The sequence below is a fragment of the bacterium genome (assembly GCA_022616075.1).
Taxonomy (GTDB): Bacteria; Acidobacteriota; HRBIN11; order JAKEFK01; family JAKEFK01; genus JAKEFK01.
Genome location: JAKEFK010000135.1, coordinates 1 through 24,699 on the forward strand (window position 1 = coordinate 1; position 24,699 = coordinate 24,699).

The window sequence follows — 24,699 nt, forward strand, 5'->3', positions numbered from 1 at the left end:
ACGAAAAACGTAGTTGCACTGCGCCTTCCGCTGTCTTTTGATAGATGCGGATTAATTCATCAGGATCTGTCGCGGGAATTGGCCGCAGCAAAATGGTATTCGCAATCGTGAAAACGACGGTGTTGATTCCGATACCTAAGGCAAGCGTTAGAATGGCAAAAATCGTGAAGCCTGGCTTTTTTCGCATCATGCGAAACGCATAATGCAGGTCCTGCAAGATTCTGTTCATTTGATTCGAAACTCAACACAAAGGCGCAAAGCGGCAACGCTGTGTAAGAAGGGGAAATAAGGAGATGACGGGGATAAGGAGATAATTTTTATTTTTTTCATCTCCACATCTCAAATATCTCCATATCTCCCTTCTTACACGCAGCTAATTGCGTGTTTTGCAGAAAAACAAACATCAGACGTATAGCAATGCAAAGGCGATAAGCCCGAGCTATGAAACTACCGCTGCTTCTTCCATGCTCTCGCTCTCTTCCACCACGCGGCCATCGAACAGATGAATGGTGCGTTCTGCATAGCGCGCAAAACGGGGATCATGCGTAACCATACAGATGGTTGCTCCTTCACGATGCAAATCACGAAGCAAGTCCATTACGGCCTGTCCATTTTTTGAATCCAGGTTTCCTGTAGGTTCATCTGCGAGCAGAATCGAAGGGTGTCCCGCAAGCGCGCGCGCCACAGCGACGCGCTGTTGTTGTCCACCGGAGAGCTGTGAAGGGTAATGTTTGGTGCGATGCGACATCCCCACTTTTTCAAGAGCTTCATGAACCATCTTTTTTCGATCGGAGGAAGGCAATCCGCGATAGGTCAAAGGAAGCTCAACGTTTTCATAAACAGTCAAATCACCGATCAAATTAAAAGCCTGAAAGATGAAACCGATCTCACGATTTCGCACGCGCGCCCGTTCGGAGAGGGATAGTGTTTCAACCGACTTGTTGTTCAATAAGTATTTTCCTTCTGTCGGAGTATCCAGCAATCCCAGAATAGAAAGCAGCGTAGATTTGCCGCAGCCGGAAGGTCCGGCGATGGATACGTACTCTCCATTTTTGATCATGAGATGAATGCCGGAAAGCGCGTGCGTCTCCACTTCATCCGTAAGAAATACTTTCGTTACCCCTTCCAGGTTAATCAGTGTTTGATCGGTCATTTTTTTCTCCTTAGTAGCTATTGCACACTATCAACTGAGTTTGATACGGTCGAACTCATCCCATTGAGACATATCGGAGAGTATCACGGAGTCCCCTTCCGAAAGTCCTTCGATGATTTCAATTGTGTTCACTGAACTTCGTCCGAGTTTTACTTTCACTCGATGCGCCGTCACTCCATCTCTATCGATTTTGAAAAGCGTGATTGCGCTCTCTTCCTGTCCCGAAGCAGGGCGCCCCACATATAAGACGCTTTCCAGACGTTCCAGTTCCACGGTCCCATCTACTGTTAGATCCGGCCTGGCGCCTTTTGGTAGTGGGCCATCCAATGCAACGTCCACAGTCACGGTGCCGTTCTGGACGGCAGGGTCGATTCTGATCACGTGGCCGGGAATAACTCCATTGCGCGTATCCACACTTGCCACCTGCCCGATCAGTATGTCCTTTGCCTGAGTTTCAGCAATCTTCAGCTCTGCTTTTAGTTTTTCAGGTTGCGCAACTTTTGCGAGAGTTGCCCCAGGGGTAACCCGCTGACCCACCTGCACCGGCAATTGTTGCAGGACGCCATCGGTACCGGCCCGAACGCGCAACGCTGCCACTTGTTCCTTGCGCAACTGATAGAGCGCTTTCATCTGGTCCACTTTGGTTTGTTGCACGTTGATCTGCGCTTTGATCGCTCCCTCACTTACGCCGAGACGCTTCTTTTCGATCTCGTAGCGAAGCGCAAGCTCTTCTGCTTTCCCTTTTGATATTTTTAATGTGATATCCGGCACCAATCCTTCTTTTGCCAGCGATTCATCAGCTTCTGCTCTAAGACGCGCTGCCAGATATTCAGACTTTACCTGCGCGGCTATTGCTTCCTGATCCATTTTTTCGCTTTCGAGCTTGGCGCGGATATTCTCAAATTCCGCGAGCGCCGCGCGAAGTTGCAGCTCGGCATCGCGCGCAGCAAGCTCCAATTCTGAATTGCTCAGCTCCAGCAAAACACTGTCCGCGGTAACAACGGATCCAGGCAGAATCAGAATTCTCTCCACTCGTCCCTCGGTTGCGGCCGGAATGAATAGCACCAGCTCAGGGACCAGTGTTCCTGTGCCGCGGACCTGACGCAACATCAATCCACGTTTTACTTTGTCCACCCATACGGTGTTTTTTTCAACGTTAGGCGCCGCTGGTTTTAACTGTGACAATCCAAGTGTAATCGCGGCAAGTAATATAACGCCCGCGCCGGCAATAATGATGCGTCGCAATTTCCGGTTCGGGGCTTTTCTCGGTATATCCAATGATTCATCCTCCAAAAATGAGTGCCAAAGTTATGAGTAATGAGCTATGAGATCGTTGCTCATTGCTCATGACTTTCTACTAGCAACCGTCATGCCATCCGTTTCTCGCCGGAAACTTGGCCATTTCACGTTCGATAGTGGGAATCATCGTCCCATAATCGAACAGCCAGAATTTTAACGCAGAGACGCAAAGGCGCAGAGAAAAACAAACAAAAATCTTTTAACTCTGCGTCTCCGCGTCTCTGCGGTAAAATAAACGGCTATGGGAAAAGCACATTTTGATCAGGGATTGTTCCAATTTTTGCGCGAGTTGAAGCAGAACAACAACCGCGAATGGTTTCAAGCAAACAAAGAACGGTACGAAACGAAGGTGAAACAGCCGATGTTGCAATTCATCGCTGACTTCGCCTCGCATCTTCATAAGGTTCATCCGCGTTTCGTTGCCGATCCGAAACCCACAGGCGGATCGATGTTTCGTATCTACCGGGATATTCGTTTTTCAGAGGATAAGAGTCCTTACAAAACCATGGCCTCCGCTCACTTTCCTCATCACAAAGCGGGGAAAGAAGTGCATGTGCCGGGTTTTTATTTGCACCTGGAACCTGGACAGTGTTTTACCGCTTCCGGCGTGTGGCATCCGGATTCACCCGCTTTGCTTGCGATCAGAACAGCAATTGCAAATCGCGCCGATGAATGGAAAAAGGTAAGACGTAAAATAAAACTTGAAGGCGACCGGCTCGCTCGCCCACCGAAAGGATTTGCCGTGGATCATCCGTTGATCGAAGACTTGAAGTTCAAGGATTTCGTCACGAGTGAAACCTTTCCGGACAGACAGGTTTGTAGTCCGACATTTATTACAGATTTAGCTGCCAGTTATAAGAGAATGCTCCCGCTCCTTGAATTTCTCAGCAAAGCATTGCGATTGCCCTGGTAGGGGCGACCCTTGTGGTCGCCCGTTTACTTTTTCGCGTCTTTCACCATCTTCTTTACTTCACCGAGAATTGTTGGCGCATGATAAGTAATGCCGTCTTTGATGGTCCACTCAACACCGCCGGATCGAACAACTTTTCCATCGCGCACTTCATCGATACCGGTTGGATAAAGCACCTTAAGGTTTTCAAGCGGATTCCCATTAACAATGATGAGATCGGCAAGGTGACCGGCGCGGACTCTACCAATTTTCTTCTCTTCGCCGAGAATTTTTGCGCCATTGCCGGTGGCATGCTGGATCACCTTTAAAGGTTGAAAACCCGCTTCCTGATGAAGCTCCAGTTCACGAATCAAACCAAAACCGTACATCTGGTAGATGAAACCTGCATCCTCTCCTGTTGTAATCACGCCTCCGCGCTGCTCAAATTCGCGCAGTGCCTTCATCCAAATTCTGTAATTCTCTTTCCAGAAAGTTTCATCCGTGGAACTCCATTGCAGAAAGTAAGAACCATGATGCGCGGGATCCGGTTTGAAATAGCTCGCGAGCACAGGATGCAAGTAGTCTTGAAACCAAGGCTGCGTTTGAGCGCGCTGCAAATCACGGCTCGCTTCATAAATCACAAGGGTCGGATCCCAGGCAACCTTCGCAGCAATCATCTGGTCCAACACTTTCATCAGCTTGTCCCAATCTGCTTCTCGCCATAACCTGCCGGCGTACCGGAATCGATCGACTTCATTGTTGTAGTTATAAGTGGAAGGAAAATTCTGCCGACCGCTCAAAATAGCGGCATCCGGAACCCCATACCAGTGTTCAATTGTTGTCGTTCCTAACTCGATATCATCCAGCGCGTTGGTTTCTTCCACTCCGACGTGATGCGCAATTCTGAGACCTGATTTCTTTGCTTCATCCTCCAGAGCTTCGAGAATATCCCGGTCCGTTCCTGTAATCTTGATTCCGTCCGCGCCCATTTTTTTCAGCTCACGAATTCTTGCTCGAGCTTCGTCTTGATTTTTTGGATACGGTTGAGTTCCGAAATAACCGTAGACATAGATCCGTGGAGCCTCGACTTCCCCTCGCAAACTTTTTTCACGCAGAGCAACGGTGTCCTTTGTTTCACTGCCAACATCACGAATCGTCGTGATTCCGCAGGCCAGCCACAATTTCAAACAGTAATCCACCGGCATCGGTTTGCCGCCTCGCTCCGTCTGAACATGGCCATGCATGTTGATCAAACCGGGCATCACATATTTACCGGTCGCATCGATTTCGGTGGTCCCTTCCGGTCGCTTTCCTTTCCCTTCCTTGATCGCCACCGGATCGAGCGGAACGATTTCCACAATCTTGTTCTTTTCAATCACAATGTCCGCGGGTCCCCAGGCAGGAGTTCCATTTCCTTCTATGACCGTTGCATTCCGAATAATCAACCGGTCATATTTCTTGGCATGAACAACCGTTTCAGAATAAAGAACGGAGTAAAAACAAATGAAGCCCAGAAAAAAGATGATCGAACGTCTCAACATCAATGCCTCCAAAAGTTCTCATTGTACAGCAGCAACCATTTTTCTGAACAGGTGGTCTATTTATTTGGCAAGTGTTTTGCATGACGCAGATTTATTGAAAAATTGAGGAACATCATGAAGAAATGGATTTTTGTCGTGTTCGCTCTTGCATTTGTAACGGTCAGTTTGCTTGGTGCTGTTGAAGATTCCGGCTATAGCGGACTCTGGGAAGCAGAATATGTCGCAAAAGACCAAACGCTGCAAATGCAGTTTTATCGTAAAGGAAACAACAACGGCTTCCGCGTGGCTATTGAAGCGTTCAGGGGCCTGACTCTGGAAATCATTTTGTCCGATTCCCGTTCTGTAATTTTTCAGCTAGTTCGGGAAGCAGGTATTTTTGAATGCAAGGGCAGCTTTAAAAGTGGATACGGTCGCGGCGAGTATGAATTTCAAGCCGATAAGACTTTCGCGTCTAAAATGTCTGACCTCGGTTACCCCGGCATGAGTTCGAAAAAGCAATACGAAATGGCGATGCTGGATGTCAATACGAAGTTCATTCGCGATCTCCGGGAATTGGGCTATCGCGGTCTAGACCTGGATCAGTTCATTGAAATGAAGATTCACGGGGCTTCAGCCGAATATGCCCGCGCGATGGCCTCGCTTGGCTATAAGGACATTGCCGCTGACAAACTGGTAGAAATGAGAATTCATAGCGTGAGCCCTGAATTTGTCCGCAAAATGAATGAAGCAGGCTATCAGGATTTATCTGCAAGCAAGCTGGTTGAGTTCCGCATTCATGGAGTATCTCCGGACAGAGTCAAGGAATTTCGCAGTCTGGGATACGACACGCTCACGGCAAATAAACTGGTGGAATTTCAAATTCATGGTGTTACGCCGGAATTCGTACGCGAATTGAAAAAGCTAGGCTATGAAAATGTTTCCGCAAATAAACTAGTGGAAATGAGAATTCATAACGTCAGTCCCTCCTTTATTCGCCGTGTTCAGGAGGATAAAAAGACGAACCCGGATGTGGATGACTTGATTAGCATGCGCATTCATAACAACTGGGACTAAGAAATTGTCCGGTTGTGGGAAAAAAAGTTCCGGATACGGACAAAACATTTAGTCTTATGTTTTTTGCAATTTTATGATCAACATCTTTTTTCAGGATTTGAAATACGGATTTCGAAATTTTACGAACAAACCCGGATTCACTTTCATCGCTTTGCTTGTGCTCGCGTTAGGCATCGGCGCAAACACATCGCTGTTCAGCGTGCTGTACGCGATTTTGTGGAAACCATTTCCCTACCACGAAGCAGAACAACTGGTCACTGTTTGGGAAACAAATCGCAGCACCGGTTCCATGCAAAATGTCGCGAATCCCGCGAATTTCTACGATTGGAAAAAGCAGAACAGTGTTTTTACGGACATGGCTGCTTATGTAAACTCGGCCGTAAATTTCAACAGCGAGAACCAACCGGAGGAAATTCCCATTCAGTACGTGACGTCCAATTTCTTCAAGGTCCTTGGAAGGAATCCAATCTTAGGAAGAACCTTTCTTCCTGCAGATGACGGTAGAGAGGATAGAATTGTTGTGCTTACTTACGGATTGTGGCAGCGAAGATTCGGCCGTGACAAAAACGTAATTGGCAAGAAGATCTTCCTGAACGGACGTCCTTGTACGGTTCTCGGCGTAATGCCGGAAGGATTTCAATGGTTTGTAAAACCTCAAGGGTGGATGACCAGTAAGCCGCCGCAATTATGGGTTTTGTATTTTATTCAGCCCGAACAACGAATACGCCGTGGACGTTCTTTGTCACTTGTCGCCCGCATGAAACCGAATGTAACTATAGAAGCGGCAAAGGCGAATATGCAACTTGTTGCGAAGCGGCTGGAATCGCAATTTTATGAATTCAACGCAGGTTGGGGAGCAAACGTCATTGCACTTCGTGAACAAATTGCGGGAGATCTTCGCAAACCGCTCTGGATACTCGCTGGGGCAGTAGCATTTGTTCTTTTGATTTCTTGTTCCAATGTTGCGAACTTGTTATTGTCGAGAGCGATTGCGCGGCGGCGTGAGATTGCGGTGCGTTCGGCACTGGGCGCAGGCAGAAGACGCATCATCAGCCAGTTGCTAACGGAAAGTGTTCTACTCTCCGTGATTGGCGGGCTTCTTGGAGTTTTGCTGGCCATATGGGGAGTCAATGCACTCACAGTCCTGGGCTATCGTGCCGGCATTGACTTCGGTAATGTCGCTTTGAACTGGGTAATCCTGCTGTTCGCTCTTGGTCTTTCCGTGATAACAGGGTTGGTGTTCGGAATTGTTCCGGCATTCAGCGCATCTCGAACTGATTTAAATGAACAGTTGAAAGAAGGAAGCAGAGGCACGACCGGTGATAGCGGTCGAATCCGCAATCTACTTGTTGTTTCGGAGCTTTCCATAACACTCGTCTTGTTGATTGGCGCAGCGCTCTTGATCCAGAGTTTTTGGCGTCTTTCCAATATTGATCCAGGATTCAATCCGAAACAGGTTCTCTCTTTCCGCGTTCAGCTGCCGGGAGTGAAATACACCGAAGACGCGCAAGTCATCACATGGTTCCACAATTTGATGGAGCGGCTGCGAAATATGCAGGGTGTTCAATCCGTAGGAATGGTTAGCTTTCTGCCATTTGCTGGATCCACTGCGGGAACCGGATTTCACATCAGCGGGAAACCGACACCGTTGCCGGACCAGGAACCGGTCACACAGGTATTTGTGGTCGATGACGGTTATTTTAAAACATTGCAAATCCCGCTGAAACGGGGACGTATTTTTACACGGGATGAAACGGTACAAAGGAGACGCGTTGTCATCATCAATGAAACTCTCGCGCAAAAGTATTTTCCGGGTGAGGATCCGATCGGAAAGAGAATTACGGTTTTTATGCGCGATGAAAACGAACCGAGTGAGATTATTGGCATTGTTGGCAATCTGAAACATGACGACATCCAGGAAGAGGCGAAAGCTTCGGTGTACTGGCCGCACACAGAGCTCGCTTATTCTTTTATGAATATCGTGATTCGTACAGAACGCGATCCGCTGTCTCCGGTATCTACAGTCGCATCGATCGTGCACAGCATGGATCGGGATCTCCCGCTCGCAGATGTGCGGCTTCTGCAAGACTGGGTTGGCGATTCGACAGCAAGAGCGCGTTTTAGCATGATGCTGCTTGTTTCACTTGCGGTAGTTGCATTGATTCTTGCGCTTGCCGGGATCTACGGAGTGCTCTCGCATACGGTTCTTCAGCGGACGCAGGAAATGGGTATCAGAATGGCTCTCGGCGCGAACGCGGGTGATGTATTCAAGCTCATATTGAAACAAAGCTCAAAGTTGATCGCTGCCGGAATTTTGATCGGGATCGCTTTCAGTTTCGCTCTCACCAGATTGATGCGGAGTATGTTGTACGAAACCAACTCATCCGACCCGGCGGTGTTTACCATCGTAATTGGATTCATCACGTTTGCAGCGATTCTCGCGTGCTGCATTCCTTCGCGTCGCGCATCAAAAGTCAATCCGATCGTCGCGCTCAGGTATGAATAACGCAGACGAGACGTCCGCGCTACTTTGATTAGAAGCCGATGCGGTGGAGAAGATCTTGAAAGCGGGGGTCGCTTCTTAACAGATCGAAACGTGGTTCCTTGTTAATGTAAGTGATTTGATCGTTTCGCATCTCATACGCTTTTTCCAGCCACTCCAGCGCCTTCTCCTTGTTCCCCAGACTGATATAGATCGCTGCAATATCGACAGGTGGAACATAACCCTTTTGAGCCAAAAGCTCATTCAATATCAAGTTCGCTTCTTCTGTTTGACCGTTCAGCGCCAGCACGCTGGCAAGATCCGACTGAAAGGTTAGATTGTCCGGTGAAATCCGGAGAGCCTTTCGCAGCGATTGAACTGCTTCGGAATATCTCTTTTGCTGGACTTGCGTGTAAGCGAGATATTCATAAGCGATCGCAAAATTCGGATCCAATTCCAAAGTTTTTTCTATCGCTTCGCGCGCCTCGGGATAACGTCGCGAAACATAAAGCGTATAACCTCGATTTGCATTGATGATCAGCGAAAGCGGATCCAGCACCTGCGCTTGCTGGACTTCCTTAAGAGATTCTTCGTTTCGCCCGATCAAGAGCAGGTAAAAGGAATACCAGAGATGCCCGGTAGCATAGCTGGGATTCAGCTGGAGACCGCGCAAAAAATCGGCCTCTGCTTCCTTCCAATTCCATTCGTAACTGGATTTGACTGTTGCCAGCGATATGTACGCTTCTGCAAGCGAATTATCCAGAGAAAGCGCTTTCAGAGCGGCGTTTTTAGCTTTTGGATATCCTTCCTTTGCGGGCCAGAATCCCCAATTACTCAAAAGTGCATAACAATCCGCAAGACCGGCATAGGCAAGAGCGTAATCTGGATCCATGGCGATCGCCTCCTGAAAACTCTCAATTGCTTTCAGAAAGGATTCTTCATTTCTTCTGTTCAAATAATAACGTCCTTTCAAATAAAGCCGGTAAGCCTCTACGTTTTCCGTGTAATTCTTTTGCAGTTGTTGTTCTTGCTCGCCGGTCAGCTTCACACGCATTTCCTGCGTGATTTCACTCGAAATATCCGTTTGCACTTGAAAGATGTCGGACAACTTTCTGTTGTATTGTTTACCCCACATTTGAGCGCCATCAGCCGCGCTCACAAGACTTACCTGCACCCGAAAGTCCTCACCAAGCTGATAAATGCTTCCCGTTACGACCGCGTCGACTTGCAGTTCGCGTCCTACGTCACGCGGGTCCACAACTTTGTTTTTGTATGTGAAAACGGTGCCGCGCGCAAGCACTTTCAAATTCGGCAGTTGAGACAAACGATTGATCAGACTGTCGGTAATTCCATCACTCAAATAGTCCGTTCCGGTGTCTTTGCTCTCATTCGAAAATGGGAGCACCGCAAGGGAATGAATTTGTTGAACCCGATCCGAACGCACGGAAAACCACACGGCTGCGGCCGCAATCAGAAGGAGAAGCACGGATCCTGTTCCGATTCGGCGGAAAAGAGGACGTGGGAGAGCGATATGCCGCTCCGTAGAATATCTCCCGGATTCCGTGTCCCGTTTCAGATTGTTCAGATCCACCATTAAATCTTTCGCAGTTTGATAACGGCGATCCGGTTCCTTTTCCAAACATTTCCCGATAATACGTTGGACTTCCCACGGAATTTGCAAATTCCCATAAGGCTCCGGCTGATCGCTGAGAATCTTGCTCAGGGTTTCCATGGGAGTCTCTCCGCGAAACGGCAGTTTGCCGGTGATCATCTCATACAGAACGATGCCAAATGAGAAGAAGTCGGTGCGACGGTCAATATCCCGGCCCAGAGATTGTTCGGGACTCATATATTGGATGCTACCCAGGATAATTCCTGGCTCCGTATTCGGCGCGCTGCGATGAAACTCGGATCCGGAATACTTGGCCAATCCGAAATCCAGAATTTTTGCCTGTCCTCGCGGTGTAATCATGATGTTGGAAGGCTTGAGATCCCGGTGAACAATCCCTTTCGAATGCGCTTCGTTCAGAGCGTCCACAATCTGGAGGGCAATATCAATGACTTCGCTAATTGGCAGAGGGCCCTGACGGAGTTTGTCACTCAATGTTTGGCCTTCGACATATTGCATGGCGATAAACCGGGTTCCTTCGGCATCGCCAATTTCATATACCGTCGCGAGATTCGGATGATCGAGAGAAGAAGCTGCGCGCGCCTCCTGAACAAAACGAGCCATCCGCTCTTTTTGACTCGCCATACCCGGAAGAAGAATCTTCAACGCGACAATCCTGTCCAATTTCGTATCTTCAGCAAGATAGACTTCTCCCATTCCGCCAGAACCAATTTTCTTGATGATGCGGTAGTGCGATACGAGCGAGCCAATCATGATTAAGGGTTCAAGGGTTCAAGGTTCAAACGACTGCTAATTATCGTATTGAAGCGTGAGAAACGCTATGAGTTTTTACAGTGAGTATTAGCATCCAGAAAGAGACTATGAAAAGGCCACCCATCTCACGGAGTTCTTCGACTCCTGGACTGAGCATATGCATGGTTGCAAAAACTTCATGCATCGGAATGGTCTGTCCCCAGACTTCCGGCAAAATAAAAACAGCCCAAATCAAAGCGGCCAATCCTACGCCGGCGGATAAATAGAGCGGAAGTTTCCTGGCCGCAAACAGAATGCAGCAGATCAGCGCCGCTCCATAGATCGCAATCCAACGGAACGGATCCAGATCGTTGTATTGAACGGCGACGCATAGCAGGAAAATCAAGAGGAAAAAATAGTTGACAAAGTTAACTAATTTTGGCCTCCTCATTCCTTAGTCTTCCAGGCTTTAAATCTTTCTTCGGGTCCCGGTGGGCTATACACCTGGATCCCGTCCACCGGTTCGGAGCCTGTATTGCGGAACGAATGATTGACTCCTACCGGAATAGAAATAACACCTCCGGCTTTGACGATGAATTTTTCCCCGGCTATTAGCATTTCACCGGTCCCTGTCAGAATGTAAACGACCTCCAAACTCGCGGGGTGATTATGCTCCGGAACTCCACCACCGGGAGCGAATACCAGGCGTCCCAGATAGAACTTCGGATCCGAGTAAAGCATTCTTACTTCTGCAGTTTTTTCACCGTTCACGCGTACAGCAATTTTTTCTGACGGTGTGACATCGCCCAAAACATTCAGGGAAATCATCAATAATGCAAAGCAAATTAACCAATCCTTCATGAATAGCTCCTCCTTTAGGAGCAGGCGATACACCTGCACTTCCATATATAATTCATACTTTTGTGGAGGAAATAAAGATGCTCCGAGTGATGTTTGCTGCCATATTTATTTTGATGATCAATGCGCTGCTTCTGGCGAGTGTTTCTGCAAAAAGGCCAGCTACGGCTCTGGATGAATTTTTGAAAAGCGTCAAGCGAACAAGTCTTCCCAATGGATTGACTGTTCTGACACGCGAGCAAAAAGGCACTGGAGTTGTTGCGATCAATACCTGGGTGAAGGCAGGCTATTTCAATGAACCGGATGAAGTCGCGGGAATGGCCCACTTGTTTGAACACATGTTCTTTAAAGGTTCAAAAAAATTTCCCGGCTCAGAGCAAATCGCGCAACAACTGGCAAATGTGGGTGGTTTGATGAATGCCGGAACGATTTACGATTACACAAATTATTATTTTGTAGTTCCCTACGAAGGTTTTCGTCGAGCGATGGAAATTCAATCCGATGCCATTATGAATCCTCTTTTTAATCCAGAAGAATTGAAAAAAGAGGCCGAGGTGGTCATCGAAGAGTCAAATCGCAAGTTAGATAATCCTCCCGCACTTTCCACAGAACGAATGTATTCAATAGCCTTTCAACACCACCGAATGAAACGGTGGAGGATTGGTTCGAATGAGGTATTGCGAAACATCAATCGCGAGAATCTAATCGCATTCTTTCAAACTCTTTACCGGCCCGAAAACATGATTCTTGTCATCGCAGGAGACGTTTCGCATGAAGAAGCGGTCCGCATCGCCAAAGAAACATTTGGTGAGCTTCCCAGAGGCAAGGTCGACAAAAAATATGGTCCCAAAGAGCCGCTACAAACTGAATTCCGGTACGGACGATCGAGCGCGGATATCAAACAGGGCTATTCCGTTTTTGGATGGCACACGGTAGGGGTTGGTCATAAGGATGAACTTACGCTCGATCTGCTGGCCACAATTCTTGGAAGCGGAAGATCATCCCGGCTATATCGGAATGTTGTAAACCCTGATTCCGCAAGCACGATTTACGCGATCCACTACACTTTTGATGACATAGGAGTTTTTGAGATTCAGGGATCTTTTGATGAAAAGAACCGAAGCGCCGTAGATCGCAAAACTCTCGCTGAAGTTGAACGATTGAAAGCTCACGGGCCGAATGCCTATGAACTACAACTGGCAAAGAACAAGTTGGAATCCTACCTTGTCTTTGGACTTCAAGATGTTTTGGGACAGGCTCAAGCGTTATCGCAATCTGAAGCACGATACGGTTACGAAGCAATGGGGCAACGACTTGCAGAGATCCACACGATCACAGCCGAGCAAATTCAGGAGACCGCACGCCGCTATCTTACAGTCGAAAATCTGACCCTCTATCATTACACGCCGAAAGAAGTGCCGGCAATATCACTTGAGCAGGCTCTCCTTGCCGTGCAAGAAGCAACATCAACCACGCCTCCTGCAATTCCGGCAACACCTCTTCCCGCGCAAGCTTCACCGGTAAGGCCGGCGACCACAAACTCCAAAGTAAAACAAGAACAGCTGTCCAACGGAGTTACGTTGATTCTTCAAGAAAGACCAGGCGCGCCGATGGTCTCGACCGGTGTTTATTTCAAAGGTGGACGCATCTATGAAAATAGCGGGAACGCAGGAATCACCCAATTGTTGGCTCGTTCGATGCGGAAAGGAACAAAATCAAGAAGCGGAGATGAAATAGACAATCAGATTGAGTATCTGGGAACACAGATGAATCTTGATATTCAGGAAGATTACTTTGGGGTGAATCTGAGTATTCTGAGCAAAAATTATAAAGCAGGCATCGAGCTGCTTGCAGACGTTCTGATGAATCCGTCATTTCCACAGGAAGGTGTAAACGAAGAACGATTCGAGCAGGTCGCAGCAATGAAACGATCACTCGACTCTTCTTTGCAACGACCCTTTCAATTAGCCAGCGAGGCGCTTTATGGAAGCCATCCTTATGGCTTGCCACCTCTCGGATATCAAACCTCGGTATCAGGGATTACTTCTGAATCTTTGCGCGAATGGTGGCAAAAACATGTTGTTGCGGACGACACTATTGTTTTAATCGTTGGAGACATCTCAGCGGAAGAAGCAAAGAGTCAGGCGGAACACTATTTCGGTAAGCTGTCCAAACGGAGTGAGGTCCCGCCTGTGGTTCCTGCTCCTTCGATACCGTCTGCACGAATGGAGATCGTGGAGTACCGGGACAGAAAGCAGTCAGCAATCGTACTCGCTTTTCCAACTGTTGTGCGCACCAATCCTGAGTGGCCGATTCTGAGACTGCTGGGCAATGTAACTTCGGGACTTGCCGGAACTTTTTTTGCGGAACTTCGCAGCAAACAGGCGCTTGCTTACACGGTTTTCGCGCGCGACAGTTCCCGCGTTGGCCATGGAGCCTTCGTTGCATACATGGCGACAGAAGCAACCAAAGAACCGCAAGCTCGCGAAGCCCTGCTAAAAGAGATTCGACGCCTGGCCAGCGACGGTTTTAATCAGGAAGATGTGAACCGCGCAAAATCCTCGTTCGCGGGCACCACGAAAATCATTTTGCAAACGAATGACGCCATCCTGAGCGACCTCGCTGCAAACTATTTTTTTGGAGTCGGCCTGGATTTTACGGAGCGAATGCTCCAACTAACTCAGGGGATCACGCTTGAACAATTGCGTGACGCCGCCAAGAAACATTTATCCGGTGACATATATGTTTCCGGAATCCAGCGTGGCAAAACCTAGTTCCGCAGGCGAGACGCCCGCGCTACTTTGTATATGAAGTACACGAAACTTGGAAAAACTGGTCTCAAAGTATCCAGACTTTGCCTCGGGATGATGACGTATGGCTCATCGCAATGGCGTCCCTGGGTTTTAGATGAAGCGGAGAGCCGGCCTTTTATTCAGCTCGCTCTTGAGCTCGGAATCAACTTCTTTGACACAGCGGACATGTACTCGCGTGGAATAAGTGAAGAGGTTCTGGGCAGAGCTCTGAAAGATTTCGCGCCGAAACGCGAAGATCTTGTGGTTGCGACAAAAGTATTTTTCCCGATGAGTGAGGACCCGGACGATCAGGGACTTTCGCGCAAACACATTTTACAATCGATCGATGGATCCCTGCGCCGTTTGAGAATGGATTATGTGGACCTGTTCCAGATCCATCGCTGGGATTACGAAACTTCGATCGAAGAAACATTGGAGGCGCTTGATTCGGTTGTGCGAAGCGGAAAGGCGCTGTACATCGGCGCGTCCAGCATGTATGCATGGCAATTCGCGCAATCTTTATACAAAGCGGATCAGAGCGGCTGGAGACGATTTGTTTCCATGCAGAACCATTACAACCTCATTTATCGCGAAGAGGAACGAGAGATGATTCCTTTTTGCAGGGCGGAGGGAATCGGCTTGCTGCCCTGGAGTCCGCTGGCCCGCGGCTTTCTTGCGGGGAATCGCAACAAACAGGATTGGGGAGAAACTCTCCGCGCGAAAACGGATGACTACGCACAAAAGCTTTATTATCAGGATTCTGATTTCAAAATTGCTGATCGTGTCGGTGAACTGGCAAGGCATCGCGGTGTTTCTCGAATGCAAATTGCGCTCGCTTGGATTCTTCACCAACCGGGAATAACCGCTCCCATAATTGGCGCCTCAAAAATACAACATCTCACGGAAGCTGCCGGGGCTCTGGATATAACTCTCGATTCCGGAGAAATAACTTTTCTTCAGGAACTTTACCAGCCACACGCAATCTTGGGCCACCATTGAACCACGAACTCAGAAATCAATTGCTCCGCCTGATTGAAGAAGATGAGCGCGTTCGCGAAGAGTTAGCAACAGACGGCTCGTTGTTTGAGGGCTATCATCAGCGCATGGAAGCGGTGCATCGAAAGAATGCAGCCCAGCTTCGAACAATCATTCAAGAGCACGGATGGCCGGGCCTCGATCTGGTGGGCAAGGACGGTGAGGAGGCGGCGTGGCGCATTGCGCAACACTCGATTGGTGAGCCTGAGTTTATGCGCAACACACTGGAACTCCTGGGAACTGCCATAAAGAATCAACAAGCGCCATTGTGGCAGCTCGCGTACCTGGAAGACAGAATCAGATTGTTTGAAGGAAAAGAACAGCTTTATGGGACTTCCGTGGATTGGGATGAACATGGACACATGAGTCCCTTCCCTGCGATCAAAGACGCAGAACACGTGAATGAACGGCGCGCAACGATGGGCCTCCCGCCGTTGAAAAAGAGTGCATACATACCGCCAGACGAAAAACCACCAGCAGATTTAAAAGCAAGACGCCTTCAGATGGATGAATGGGCTCGTTCTGTCGGCTGGCGAAAATAAAGAAAGTAGCGCGGGCGTCTCGCCTGCGGAGCTATGAGCTAATCCCAGAACTTAAAGCGGCGCCACCATTTTTTCCTTTTATGCGCATATCGTCGCGGCTCATAGCGGTCATTGGAGCGCCAACGATAGCGGTCACGGTGGTAATCGCGATAAGCATAAAAACTATATGCATGATCCATGCATTGCGTATTCGGTTCCGTGCCGGCGATAAACAATTCCGTTTCGGTCATCGGGCAGGCGCCGGTGGCAAGCGAGCCTGTTGTAGGATCAATCACAGCGGTAACAATACCATCGGGCGTTTCAAAATCTCTCACCGGCATTTTTTGCGTTGCTTTTTTCATGAAACTCGCCCAGATCGGAAGTGCGGCTTCAGCTCCCGTCATTTTCAAAGGTGTATTGTCATCGTATCCGGTCCAGACCACGCATAGCAGGTCGGGTGTATACCCGACAAACCAGGCGTCACGGTACTCATCGGTTGTCCCGGTCTTGCCGGCAGCCGGACGAGTGAAACCAAGCGAACGAACTGAAGCTGCTGTCCCTTCAGACATCACCGAACGAAGCATGTCCGTTATCAGATAAGCCGTTTCCGGATGCAACACACGTTTCGATTCCCGGTTGCTGCTTTCCAGCAATACACCCGCGTGATCTTTCACCTGTTTGACCGTTCGTAATTCTGTCTTCATACCGCCATTTGCAAAAACTGCGTATGCGCGCGCCACGTGCCACGGGCTCACTTCGAATGCTCCGAGCGCGATTGAGGGATACGCTTTTACCGTTTCAAACCCAAGACGCTGTCCGAGCATTGCCACATCTCGCAAACCAACGGCGCTCGCAAGTTTTGCTGTGGCAATATTCATCGAATGCGATAAAGCTTTGCGCAACGTGACAACGCCGTGGTATTCACCATCATAATTTCTGGGCTCCCATGTTTCGTCTGCGGTTTTCACAATCCACGGTCCATCTTCCACCAGCGTGGCAGGAGTAAATGCAGGTGGATCGGTGAAAGCGCGCTCAAACGCTGCGGCATAAACAACCGGCTTAAAGACACTTCCCGGCTGTCTCAAAGCTTGATTGATCCGGTTGAACTGACTCTTCGAATAGTTACGACCGCCGACAAACGCTTTGATATAACCGGTGCGCGGTTCGATCGCAATCAGGCAACCTTGAATTTTCTTTCCAGTCCGCTTTTCTCTTTTCTTGTCAATATTCCTCAAACCGGCGGAAAGCGATTCCTCCGCTGCCTGCTGCATCCCGAGATCCAACGAAGTAAAAATATTCAGATTTCGTTTGTAGATCGTATCGGAAGAATACTTGTCGAGAAGCTGCGTCTTCACAACATCACCGAAATAGGGAGCCAGATTTATTTTTGTATCCGATTGATATGCTTTCACCGGAACGCGCAAGAATGACGCATACTGTTCCTTCGTAATTGTTCCCATTTCCAGCATTGTTTTTAAAACCGTATTCCTTCGCTCCAGCGCCTGCTTCGGATTCTTCGCAGGATTGTATGCGTTGGGCGCGCGAATCATTCCCGCAAGCAGTGCTCCTTCCGGAACAGTGAGCGATTTCACTTCCTTCCGCAAAAAAACGCGGCTCGCTTCCCCGATTCCATGAATGCTCATTGCGCCCCGCTGCCCCATATAGATTTCATTTAAATAAAGCTCCAGAATTTCCTCTTTTGTCTGGCGCCGTTCCATGAAAAGAGCAAGCAAAGCCTCGTTGATTTTGCGTTTTATGGAACGTTCAGGAGTTAGAAAAAAGTTCTTCGCGAGCTGTTGCGTGATTGTGCTTCCACCCTGGATCTCATTTCTGGATTTCAGATTTCGCCACAATGCCCTCGCAATTCCTATGGTATCGATGCCGTTATGTCTGAAAAATCTTCTGTCTTCGATCGCAAGTACAGCATCGATCAAATGTGGAGGAATGTCCTGATAAGGAACAAGTGTTCGTTTTTCCCATTCGTCTCCAAAAAGATTTCGGATCGGCACCGGTTCCATTTCATATAAATCCATCTCCTGATTCGAACTGATATCGGTAATTCGATCGATACCTGTTGAATTGAAATGAACATCGATGACGGGAGCTTTGGAATCTTTATACAGAAACGGACGCCGCTGAAAGCGGATTCCTCCAGAAAAAAGGCTGTACTGCCCGGGCGCAACATCCGGATGCTTGGCCAAAAAGTAATCGAGAGATTGAAGATAGTCGACTAGATCGGCGCGGTTAAAGGATACTCCTTTCCTGAGCAGCAGCGGTTCGGCAAATATCGTGGATGGGAGCGACCATTTCTCAGAGCTCAGATGTCTTTCGACGATCACGCTGTAATGCACGAAAAGTCCGATCCAGAAAACACACAAAACAATAATGAGAATAGCAGTAAGACGAATCACCCATCTCGGAAGGCGGTCAAGACCAGATCGAAGTTGCATCAATATGCAACTTAGGAAATTCAAAGCAAAGACGCAAAGGCGCCAAGATTAAGCAGATTTTAGGTAGTCCGTGACCGCCTGGGAGAGGCGTCTGTACGTGTCCTTCAACTTTACTTCGTCTCGTTCGAGGGTTGTGATGCGAAAGCCGGGAGCCGGTGAGGAGAAACCGGAGGCGGGCACAACGCAGATTCCGGTTGAAGCCAGCAGGTAGTATGCGAAGCGTTTATCGGGTTGCATGCCGGGCTCGGCAACTTCATGTTCAATGTATTGTCGCGCCGATGAATTCTTGATCGGGAGAGTTTGATGATTGTTGAGAACACCTTCTTCAAAAGTCGGCATCATGTAAAATGCGCCATCAGGGCGATTCGTGTGTAGCCCTTTCGTGCTTCCTAGAATCTCAGCGATCAGATCAATATTGTGTTCAAGGCCAGCATTGTAAGTGCGATTCCAATTTTCGTATTCAGGGTGATCATAAATTGCAGGGATGACAGTCTGTGGTAATGTTGTCGCGCAAACCTCCAGCAGCACACGTTTCTTCACAGCTTCACAGTAAGATTTGTACTCCGAGTCGAGATCCACATTGTGGAATTCGATCCAGCCACTGCGCGCTCCCGGCCAGGGTACATCCTTGGAGGTGCCTCGTAACAATATTAGTGGAATCCGCCCCACCGCCATCTCGGTAAGCTGCACATGTTTGAGGCCGTGATAAACCATTCGAAAATAAATTTCATCGGATATCACCATCAGCTGATACCGTTCGGCCAACCGTATGACTTTTTCCAGAGTTGCTTCACTGTAAACGGCGCCGGTTGGATTGTTCGGATTGACGATCAGGATTCCGGCCACTTCCGGATGACGTTTGATTTGAGATTCCATGTGATCCAGGTCCGGTTCCCAGTTCCTGACCACATCCAGATTGTAAAAGACCGGTTCTGCGCCTGCAGCGAAGGATTCCATCGAAGAATGCGAAGGATAGCAGGGCGCCGGCTGCAAAATGCGCGCTCCGCGCCGCAACATGTGATACAACGATGAAATGGCAGCGCCCAAACCATTCGTAAGCAAAACATATTCGTAGTCGAGCGTGGATGAGGGAGAAAAGCGTTTTGCATATTGCACAATCCATTTGCGCACTTCGGGAATTCCACGGGAATGACAGTATCCAAAAACCAGATCTCCTTTGCGATGGATCTCATCCATGAGAACCTGTTTCAAAAATGAAGGGACCGGCCAGCCCTTTGCAACAGGATCTCCGATGTTCTCCCGCACAAATAAGTAAGAAGGCTCCAGTTCCTGCAATTTCTGAGTGACATCAACGATCTCGCGAATCGCATATTTCAGGAGCGGCACGTTCGGATGAGTAACCGGTGTTCGCATAATGACCTTTAATTTTAAACAGAAGAATGCGAAGAAAGCAAAGATAATAATGGATCTTGGCGCCTTGGCGCCTTGGCGGTTAATATAAGTTATGAATTTTCCGGCGTTGCGAAACATTGATATCTATCCTGTGAATCACGAAGAGCAGCAGTTCCTTTGTTTGCGCGATCCCGAAGGTTTTGTTGAAGAACAGTTGTTATTAACACCGGCAGCTTTTTTCATCGCGGCCATGCTGAACGGACAAAGATCGGTTCTGGATATTCAACACGCATTCGCGCAGCGGTTCGACGGGCAACTTCTTTTTTCAAATGATATTGAAAGCACAGTGGAAACCCTCGATCAGCACGGTTTCCTGTTTTCAGAACGCTTTTGGGAGCTTCGCGATCGAGTGTTGCAAGATTTTCAGAACAATCCAGTCCGCGCCGCATACCTTGCCGGCAAGTCGTATCCTGATGATCCGTCGACTCTCCGTTCCTTTCTGGCTCAGCAGTTCACACGAGAAGGCGCTCCTGGAACTCTTCCCGGATCCAGTGAGCAAGCGGAAAAACCTTTACGTGGTTTGATCGCCCCTCATATCGATTTCCACCGTGGCGGTCATTCTTATGCGCATGCCTACACGCAGCTCAGCCGCTATCGTAAACCGGAAATCGTATTGATTTTTGGCGTGGCCCATGCCGGACCCCCCGCGCCTTTCATTCTTACGCGAAAAAAATTCGATACGCCGCTCGGTTCCATTGAAACAGATGCGGAACTTGTAGAAACACTAGCAGCTTCCTGTTCCTGGAATCCCTGGGAACATGAAATTGTGCACCGCACCGAACATTCCATCGAATTTCAAATCGTCATGCTCTCCTTGCTGTACGGACCAAATGTGCGAATCGTGCCCGTTTTATGCGGAAATTTTGAAAACGGACTCACTCCGGAGATTTTAAACTTCCTGGAAACCTGCAAACACCAACTTGAAGGCAGGGATGCAACGGTGCTTGCTGCGGCGGATCTTGCTCATGTGGGCAAGCGTTTTGGAGACGGATTCGATATTTCAGAGAACATCATTCGTGAGATCCAAAACCGGGATCAAGCCGACTTGCAAAACGCGCTCGCCGGAAGGGCGGAGGCGTTTTACAACGCGGTCATGGCGGATCAGAATGCTCGCCGGGTCTGTGGAATTTACGCGATTTATTCGGCTGTTCAAGTTATCGGAAGCGCGGGCACGCTTCTACATTATTCGTACGCTCACGATCCTTCCGGCGGAATTGTCTCCTTTGCCAGTATCGCTTATCCTTGATATTCTTGTCGAATGAATACTGCAACTATCTTGATCCAATTCGAATTCAACCGGTGGGCAAATGCCCGGCTCTTAGAAGCTGTCAGCGCGCTGACGACAGAACAATTCCAGAAAGAACTGGGCTCCAGTTACTCGTCCGTTCGCGACACTCTGACGCACATTCTTGCCGCCGAGGAAGTGTGGCTCATGCGGTGGAAAGGGATATCGCCAAAATCTATGCTGGATCCGGCGTATTTTCCTGATGTGAAATCTCTGAAATCAAAATGGAATGAAGTGGAGATGGACCAGTGGAATTTCCTTTCGAAGATATCCGATGAATCTTTGATGGACGCGGTCGAATATCAAAATTTCAAAGACGAAATCTGGGAATATCAGCTCTGGCAAATGATCCATCAAATGGTGAGTCATTCCACGTATCATCGCGGACAGGTCGTTACGATGCTACGGCAGCTGGGAGCCGCCCCCGCTCAGCTCGACTTTTTGCTGTTCATCGATATGACAACGCCCGTTTCAAAACCAGTCCTCGAGTAATAGACCTTCTATCCTGTTGAATTCACCGGTATTGTGTGTGACCAGCGTAACCTCTTCCCGGCGCACGATCGCTGCAATCATAAGATCAAACGCACCGACCAGTTTCCTTTTCTTCCTGAGACTTTCTTTCAAGCGGGCAAACTCCCTTGCAGCCCTTCTGTGAAAAGGAAGGACTTGCATATTCGCAAAGAATTTTTGGAGCACTTCCAGGTTTTTGGTGATTCTTTTCGAGTGATAAGCTCCGTAGTAAAGCTCGGCAGCCGTTATAGAAGTGGTAGCCAATTCGGAAGGCTCGCGCAACGCGATTTGATCACGGATGCGGACTGATGTCCCATTCAGGAAGTAAATGCATGTATTTGTGTCCAGAACGTAGATCATTTGAGCTTCATGCGCCGGACGTCTCCGGCAAAGCTTTTTCTGAATTCATCGATTTGTTCGATACTCAGGTCCTTCCAGGCTCCAAACACCGACAGCGTTTCCGTAGGATAGGAGACACTTTTCTTTGATTCTAAATCTCTATTCAAAGCTTCCTGAATTAGAGATGAGCGGCTCTTTCCTTGCTTTCGCGCTAATGCATCTATTTTCCGAATCAAATCATCCGAAAGGTAAATCGTTATCTGCATAAGTAATAATTATAATTATAATTATAATTGAATTTGACAGTCTTGGAAAATGGACAAGGGATATCAGACTGCGAAATACGGCGATGGCCGTGAAGGCAACTCCGTCAATTGCCCGCGAGGGAGAGCCGAAATGCGGCCATTTCCTGGCTGTTACGAACCAGCAGAACGTCACCGACCAGCACTGGGTGGTTCCAGGTCTTGCCCTTGATCGCCGGAAACCGCGCGAGCTCCGTGAACTGGCCAGGAGCCGCCGCGACCAGCGCAAGCTCACCTTTCTCCGACAGCACCAGCAACAGGTCCTGATCGGGCAACAGGACAAGTTGGCCGTGGCCGTAGCGTCCGCCCTTCCACTTGCGCGTGCCGTCCTTCAGATCGATACACGAGAGGAAACTGCCATCGAAGCCGAAGGCGTAGCCTTCGTGAACAACGAAGTCGTTGAAGTAGGGCTTCAGCCCAATCGAGGTCCAACGCTCTTTCACGTGCCATCCGTCGGGATCGTGCGCGACCGTTACACGGAGCATGCCGTTGTTGTCTGCTAGTCCGGAGCCGCTGCCGATCAGGAGGTCCCGGCCCTCGATAACGGCAGGCTGCACGATGCCATCGCTATTCCACGCGTGCTGCCAGAGCACAGTGCCGTCGGATGGTGCAACGCTGATCACACCGGTCCCGTTTAACAGCACGATCTGCGCGACGCCGTCGATCGTGGTCAACTGCGGCGAGCTGTAGCCCCAGCCGCCTTTCGGACCGAACCAGCGCGGCTTCCCGGTGGCAGCATCGTAGCCGATGAGCGTACCGGCAGTTGCAGCGATCACGGTATCGCCAACCACCAACGGCGAGCTCGCGATACCCCAATCCGGAACCTTCCTGCCGGTGTCGGATGCCGCGTTGCGTGACCAGACCACAGAGCCGTTACGAGCGTCGAGAGCGTTCAGGATTCCCGTTCCACCCAGCGTGTAGAGGCGGTCCTGGCTGAGTGTCGGCGTCGCGCGCGGACCAGCGCCGGCATTCGACTCCCAGAAACCGGGCCCCGTCACGGTGTTTCCAGACCGGCTTTCCGGTTTTCAAGTTGTAGGCAGACACGAGTTCGTCGTTACCGCGCTGTTCCTGCGTGTAAAAGCTATCGCCGCGGACCGCGAAGGACGACCAGCCCGGTCCGACCGCTTGGCGCCACAGCTCGATAGGCGGTGACCGAGACCAGTCCGTTTCGATCCGCACGCCAGGAATGACGCTGTCGCGCTCGGATCCGCGAAAGCCAGGCCAACGAGTGTCCGTTTTCGCTTCTGTCGGAACGACAGGGAGTGCCGCCAACTGACCTGTGTCCGGCACCTGCTTTGGAGCAGTCTGGGAGACGGAGGGAGCTTGAGCGGGTGCCATGCTCGGGAACGACAACGGGGGCCACCAGCCAGAGCAACCATTGCAGTGTAACCGCGATCACGCCTGGCCACAGCCGGAGCGGTTTCTTCCGAGTCGGTTCGTGCGCTATAGTCACATCAAACCTTACGCTTCCAACGAGCAGTTTGTTCCATAAACGTGAACATCAGATCATAAAAGGCCATCCGTGGTAATTCTTCATCACTTACGGAACATTCCTGCCGGCGCAACTTGCTCAAGGCCCCATCCGGAATCGCTCTTCACCATTTTCACAATATAAAGCGCATTTCTACCTTCATAGATTTCGCCTTCGACTTCCAGCAGCACGGCATCTCCGCGCACTTCTCCGCCCGCCACCTTAACGTTCTTTTTCGGCAACCATGCTGAAAGAATGTCGACAGCCGAGCTCAGATTCTCTTCCGGAGTGTTGTAATCTTTAAACAACATACTGTGTACGCCCGGTGAGATACCGGCTTTAATGCCGTTCACATCCTTTTTCTGCACGGCCTGGTATAACGAATTGAATACCTTACCTGCATCGCCACCATCCGCCGGAAGCTTCGTGCCCTGCGTTCTTTTCGTTACAGCAACATCAAAAGTAACATCGACTTGATATACATTCTCGCTCAACGTCTTCACAGGTTTGAGTGTAAACACGCGGCCGGCAACACGGTCTTGCGTGTTTGTTGTCAGTTCCGCTTTCAGATCGCCTCCGTCCGTGGTATCGACGTACTGCGTCATTGTTTGCGATAGCGTCCCATTCATGCTTACCTTGCCATCCGTGCTCACCCAGAGGAGAATGTAATTCCCAGATGTAACACCACTCTGATTGATCACGTTCACATGAGGATCGACTTCGTCCGCGAGCTGGCTTGTGTCCACCGTACCTTCAGCAAGTACTACTTCAATTCGCCATGCGCGAGCATTGTTTTGATCGCGAACCGGATATGCTGCTGCATTCTTCGGTGTAATGACGGCCTTGCCATCCACTATGAGCTGTCCTTTGACATCAGCGAATGCTGCGCCACAAACAAAAATTGCAAATAGAAAAACGAACCGTTTCATCATTTTCACAAGCCC

General features: G+C 49.3%; 21 protein-coding genes. 8 read left to right on the forward strand and 13 right to left on the reverse strand.

The window, feature by feature from the left end; genetic code table 11:
• The 3 genes from L0156_10835 to L0156_10845 form a co-directional block, all read right to left on the reverse strand.
• Positions 1-229: hypothetical protein (locus L0156_10835; GenBank protein MCI0603493.1), on the reverse strand; the 229-nt coding region annotated here is incomplete at its 3' end.
• A 210-nt stretch (positions 230-439) separates the two neighbouring features.
• Positions 440-1,153 (reverse strand): ABC transporter ATP-binding protein, encoded by a 714-nt coding sequence (locus L0156_10840; protein MCI0603494.1) that lies wholly within the window; start codon positions 1,151-1,153, stop codon positions 440-442.
• 30 nt (positions 1,154-1,183) lie between these two features.
• Positions 1,184-2,431 carry an HlyD family efflux transporter periplasmic adaptor subunit gene (locus L0156_10845; protein ID MCI0603495.1) on the reverse strand — a complete coding sequence of 416 codons (1,248 nt, stop codon included), beginning with the start codon at positions 2,429-2,431 and terminating at the stop codon, positions 1,184-1,186.
• Between the two features lie 262 nt (positions 2,432-2,693).
• On the opposite strand from L0156_10845, the gene L0156_10850 reads away from it, so the two are divergent.
• The gene (locus tag L0156_10850) at positions 2,694-3,365 is read left to right on the forward strand and encodes a DUF2461 domain-containing protein (GenBank protein MCI0603496.1); all 672 of its coding nucleotides are present in this window, start codon (positions 2,694-2,696) and stop codon (positions 3,363-3,365) included.
• A 23-nt stretch (positions 3,366-3,388) separates the two neighbouring features.
• On the opposite strand, the gene L0156_10855 is transcribed toward L0156_10850, so the two are convergent.
• A complete protein-coding gene (locus L0156_10855) occupies positions 3,389-4,882 on the reverse strand; it encodes an amidohydrolase family protein (GenBank protein MCI0603497.1) in 1,494 nt (497 codons plus the stop codon).
• A 114-nt stretch (positions 4,883-4,996) separates the two neighbouring features.
• Here L0156_10855 and L0156_10860 point away from each other — a divergent pair, with 114 nt between their 5' ends.
• Together L0156_10860 and L0156_10865 are read left to right on the forward strand one after the other, a co-directional pair.
• Positions 4,997-5,935 carry a hypothetical protein gene (locus tag L0156_10860; GenBank protein ID MCI0603498.1) on the forward strand — a complete coding sequence of 313 codons (939 nt, stop codon included), beginning with the start codon at positions 4,997-4,999 and terminating at the stop codon, positions 5,933-5,935.
• A gap of 73 nt (positions 5,936-6,008) precedes the next feature.
• A complete protein-coding gene (locus tag L0156_10865) occupies positions 6,009-8,441 on the forward strand; it encodes an ABC transporter permease (GenBank protein MCI0603499.1) in 2,433 nt (810 codons plus the stop codon).
• 28 nt (positions 8,442-8,469) lie between these two features.
• Here L0156_10865 and L0156_10870 read toward each other — a convergent pair whose 3' ends face one another.
• From L0156_10870 to L0156_10880, 3 genes are read right to left on the reverse strand one after another with little or no spacing between them, the layout of a single operon-like run.
• Complete coding sequence (locus L0156_10870) at positions 8,470-10,800, reverse strand: protein kinase (protein MCI0603500.1); 2,331 nt, start codon at positions 10,798-10,800, stop codon at positions 8,470-8,472.
• Between the two features lie 40 nt (positions 10,801-10,840).
• Positions 10,841-11,230 carry a transmembrane 220 family protein gene (locus tag L0156_10875; protein ID MCI0603501.1) on the reverse strand — a complete coding sequence of 130 codons (390 nt, stop codon included), beginning with the start codon at positions 11,228-11,230 and terminating at the stop codon, positions 10,841-10,843.
• A complete protein-coding gene (locus L0156_10880) occupies positions 11,227-11,640 on the reverse strand; it encodes a cupin domain-containing protein (protein ID MCI0603502.1) in 414 nt (137 codons plus the stop codon). The genes L0156_10875 and L0156_10880 overlap by 4 nt, the downstream gene beginning before the upstream one ends.
• Positions 11,641-11,717: 77 nt before the next feature.
• Between L0156_10880 and L0156_10885 the strand changes: the two genes are divergently transcribed.
• From L0156_10885 to L0156_10895, 3 genes are read left to right on the forward strand one after another with little or no spacing between them, the layout of a single operon-like run.
• Entirely contained in the window at positions 11,718-14,411 is a 2,694-nt protein-coding gene (locus L0156_10885; protein MCI0603503.1) for an insulinase family protein, read from the forward strand.
• Between the two features lie 33 nt (positions 14,412-14,444).
• On the forward strand, positions 14,445-15,428 hold the full coding sequence (locus L0156_10890; GenBank protein ID MCI0603504.1) for an aldo/keto reductase: 984 nt from the start codon (positions 14,445-14,447) through the stop codon (positions 15,426-15,428).
• Positions 15,425-16,006, forward strand: a complete 582-nt coding sequence (locus L0156_10895) for a hypothetical protein (GenBank protein ID MCI0603505.1) — start codon at positions 15,425-15,427, stop codon at positions 16,004-16,006. Before L0156_10890 ends, L0156_10895 begins: the two co-directional genes overlap by 4 nt.
• Before the next feature lie 38 nt (positions 16,007-16,044).
• Here L0156_10895 and L0156_10900 read toward each other — a convergent pair whose 3' ends face one another.
• Together L0156_10900 and L0156_10905 are read right to left on the reverse strand one after the other, a co-directional pair.
• Positions 16,045-18,435 carry a PBP1A family penicillin-binding protein gene (locus L0156_10900; protein ID MCI0603506.1) on the reverse strand — a complete coding sequence of 797 codons (2,391 nt, stop codon included), beginning with the start codon at positions 18,433-18,435 and terminating at the stop codon, positions 16,045-16,047.
• A 48-nt stretch (positions 18,436-18,483) separates the two neighbouring features.
• Positions 18,484-19,809: a pyridoxal phosphate-dependent aminotransferase gene (locus tag L0156_10905; protein MCI0603507.1), complete on the reverse strand. Its 1,326-nt coding sequence runs from the start codon at positions 19,807-19,809 to the stop codon at positions 18,484-18,486.
• 91 nt (positions 19,810-19,900) lie between these two features.
• Between L0156_10905 and amrB the strand changes: the two genes are divergently transcribed.
• Both amrB and L0156_10915 read left to right on the forward strand, forming a co-directional pair.
• A complete protein-coding gene (gene amrB, locus L0156_10910; GenBank protein MCI0603508.1) occupies positions 19,901-21,094 on the forward strand; it encodes an AmmeMemoRadiSam system protein B in 1,194 nt (397 codons plus the stop codon).
• A 12-nt stretch (positions 21,095-21,106) separates the two neighbouring features.
• Positions 21,107-21,625, forward strand: a complete 519-nt coding sequence (locus L0156_10915) for a DinB family protein (GenBank protein ID MCI0603509.1) — start codon at positions 21,107-21,109, stop codon at positions 21,623-21,625.
• Here the strand turns inward: L0156_10915 and L0156_10920 are convergent.
• The 4 genes from L0156_10920 to L0156_10935 form a co-directional block, all read right to left on the reverse strand.
• The gene (locus L0156_10920) at positions 21,605-22,003 is read right to left on the reverse strand and encodes a type II toxin-antitoxin system VapC family toxin (GenBank protein MCI0603510.1); all 399 of its coding nucleotides are present in this window, start codon (positions 22,001-22,003) and stop codon (positions 21,605-21,607) included. The genes L0156_10915 and L0156_10920 overlap by 21 nt on opposite strands.
• On the reverse strand, positions 22,000-22,248 hold the full coding sequence (locus tag L0156_10925; GenBank protein ID MCI0603511.1) for a ribbon-helix-helix domain-containing protein: 249 nt from the start codon (positions 22,246-22,248) through the stop codon (positions 22,000-22,002). Before L0156_10925 ends, L0156_10920 begins: the two co-directional genes overlap by 4 nt.
• Positions 22,249-22,352: 104 nt before the next feature.
• Entirely contained in the window at positions 22,353-23,282 is a 930-nt protein-coding gene (locus L0156_10930; protein ID MCI0603512.1) for a PQQ-like beta-propeller repeat protein, read from the reverse strand.
• 538 nt (positions 23,283-23,820) lie between these two features.
• The gene (locus L0156_10935; protein ID MCI0603513.1) at positions 23,821-24,693 is read right to left on the reverse strand and encodes a hypothetical protein; all 873 of its coding nucleotides are present in this window, start codon (positions 24,691-24,693) and stop codon (positions 23,821-23,823) included.
• Positions 24,694-24,699 lie beyond the last annotated feature (6 nt).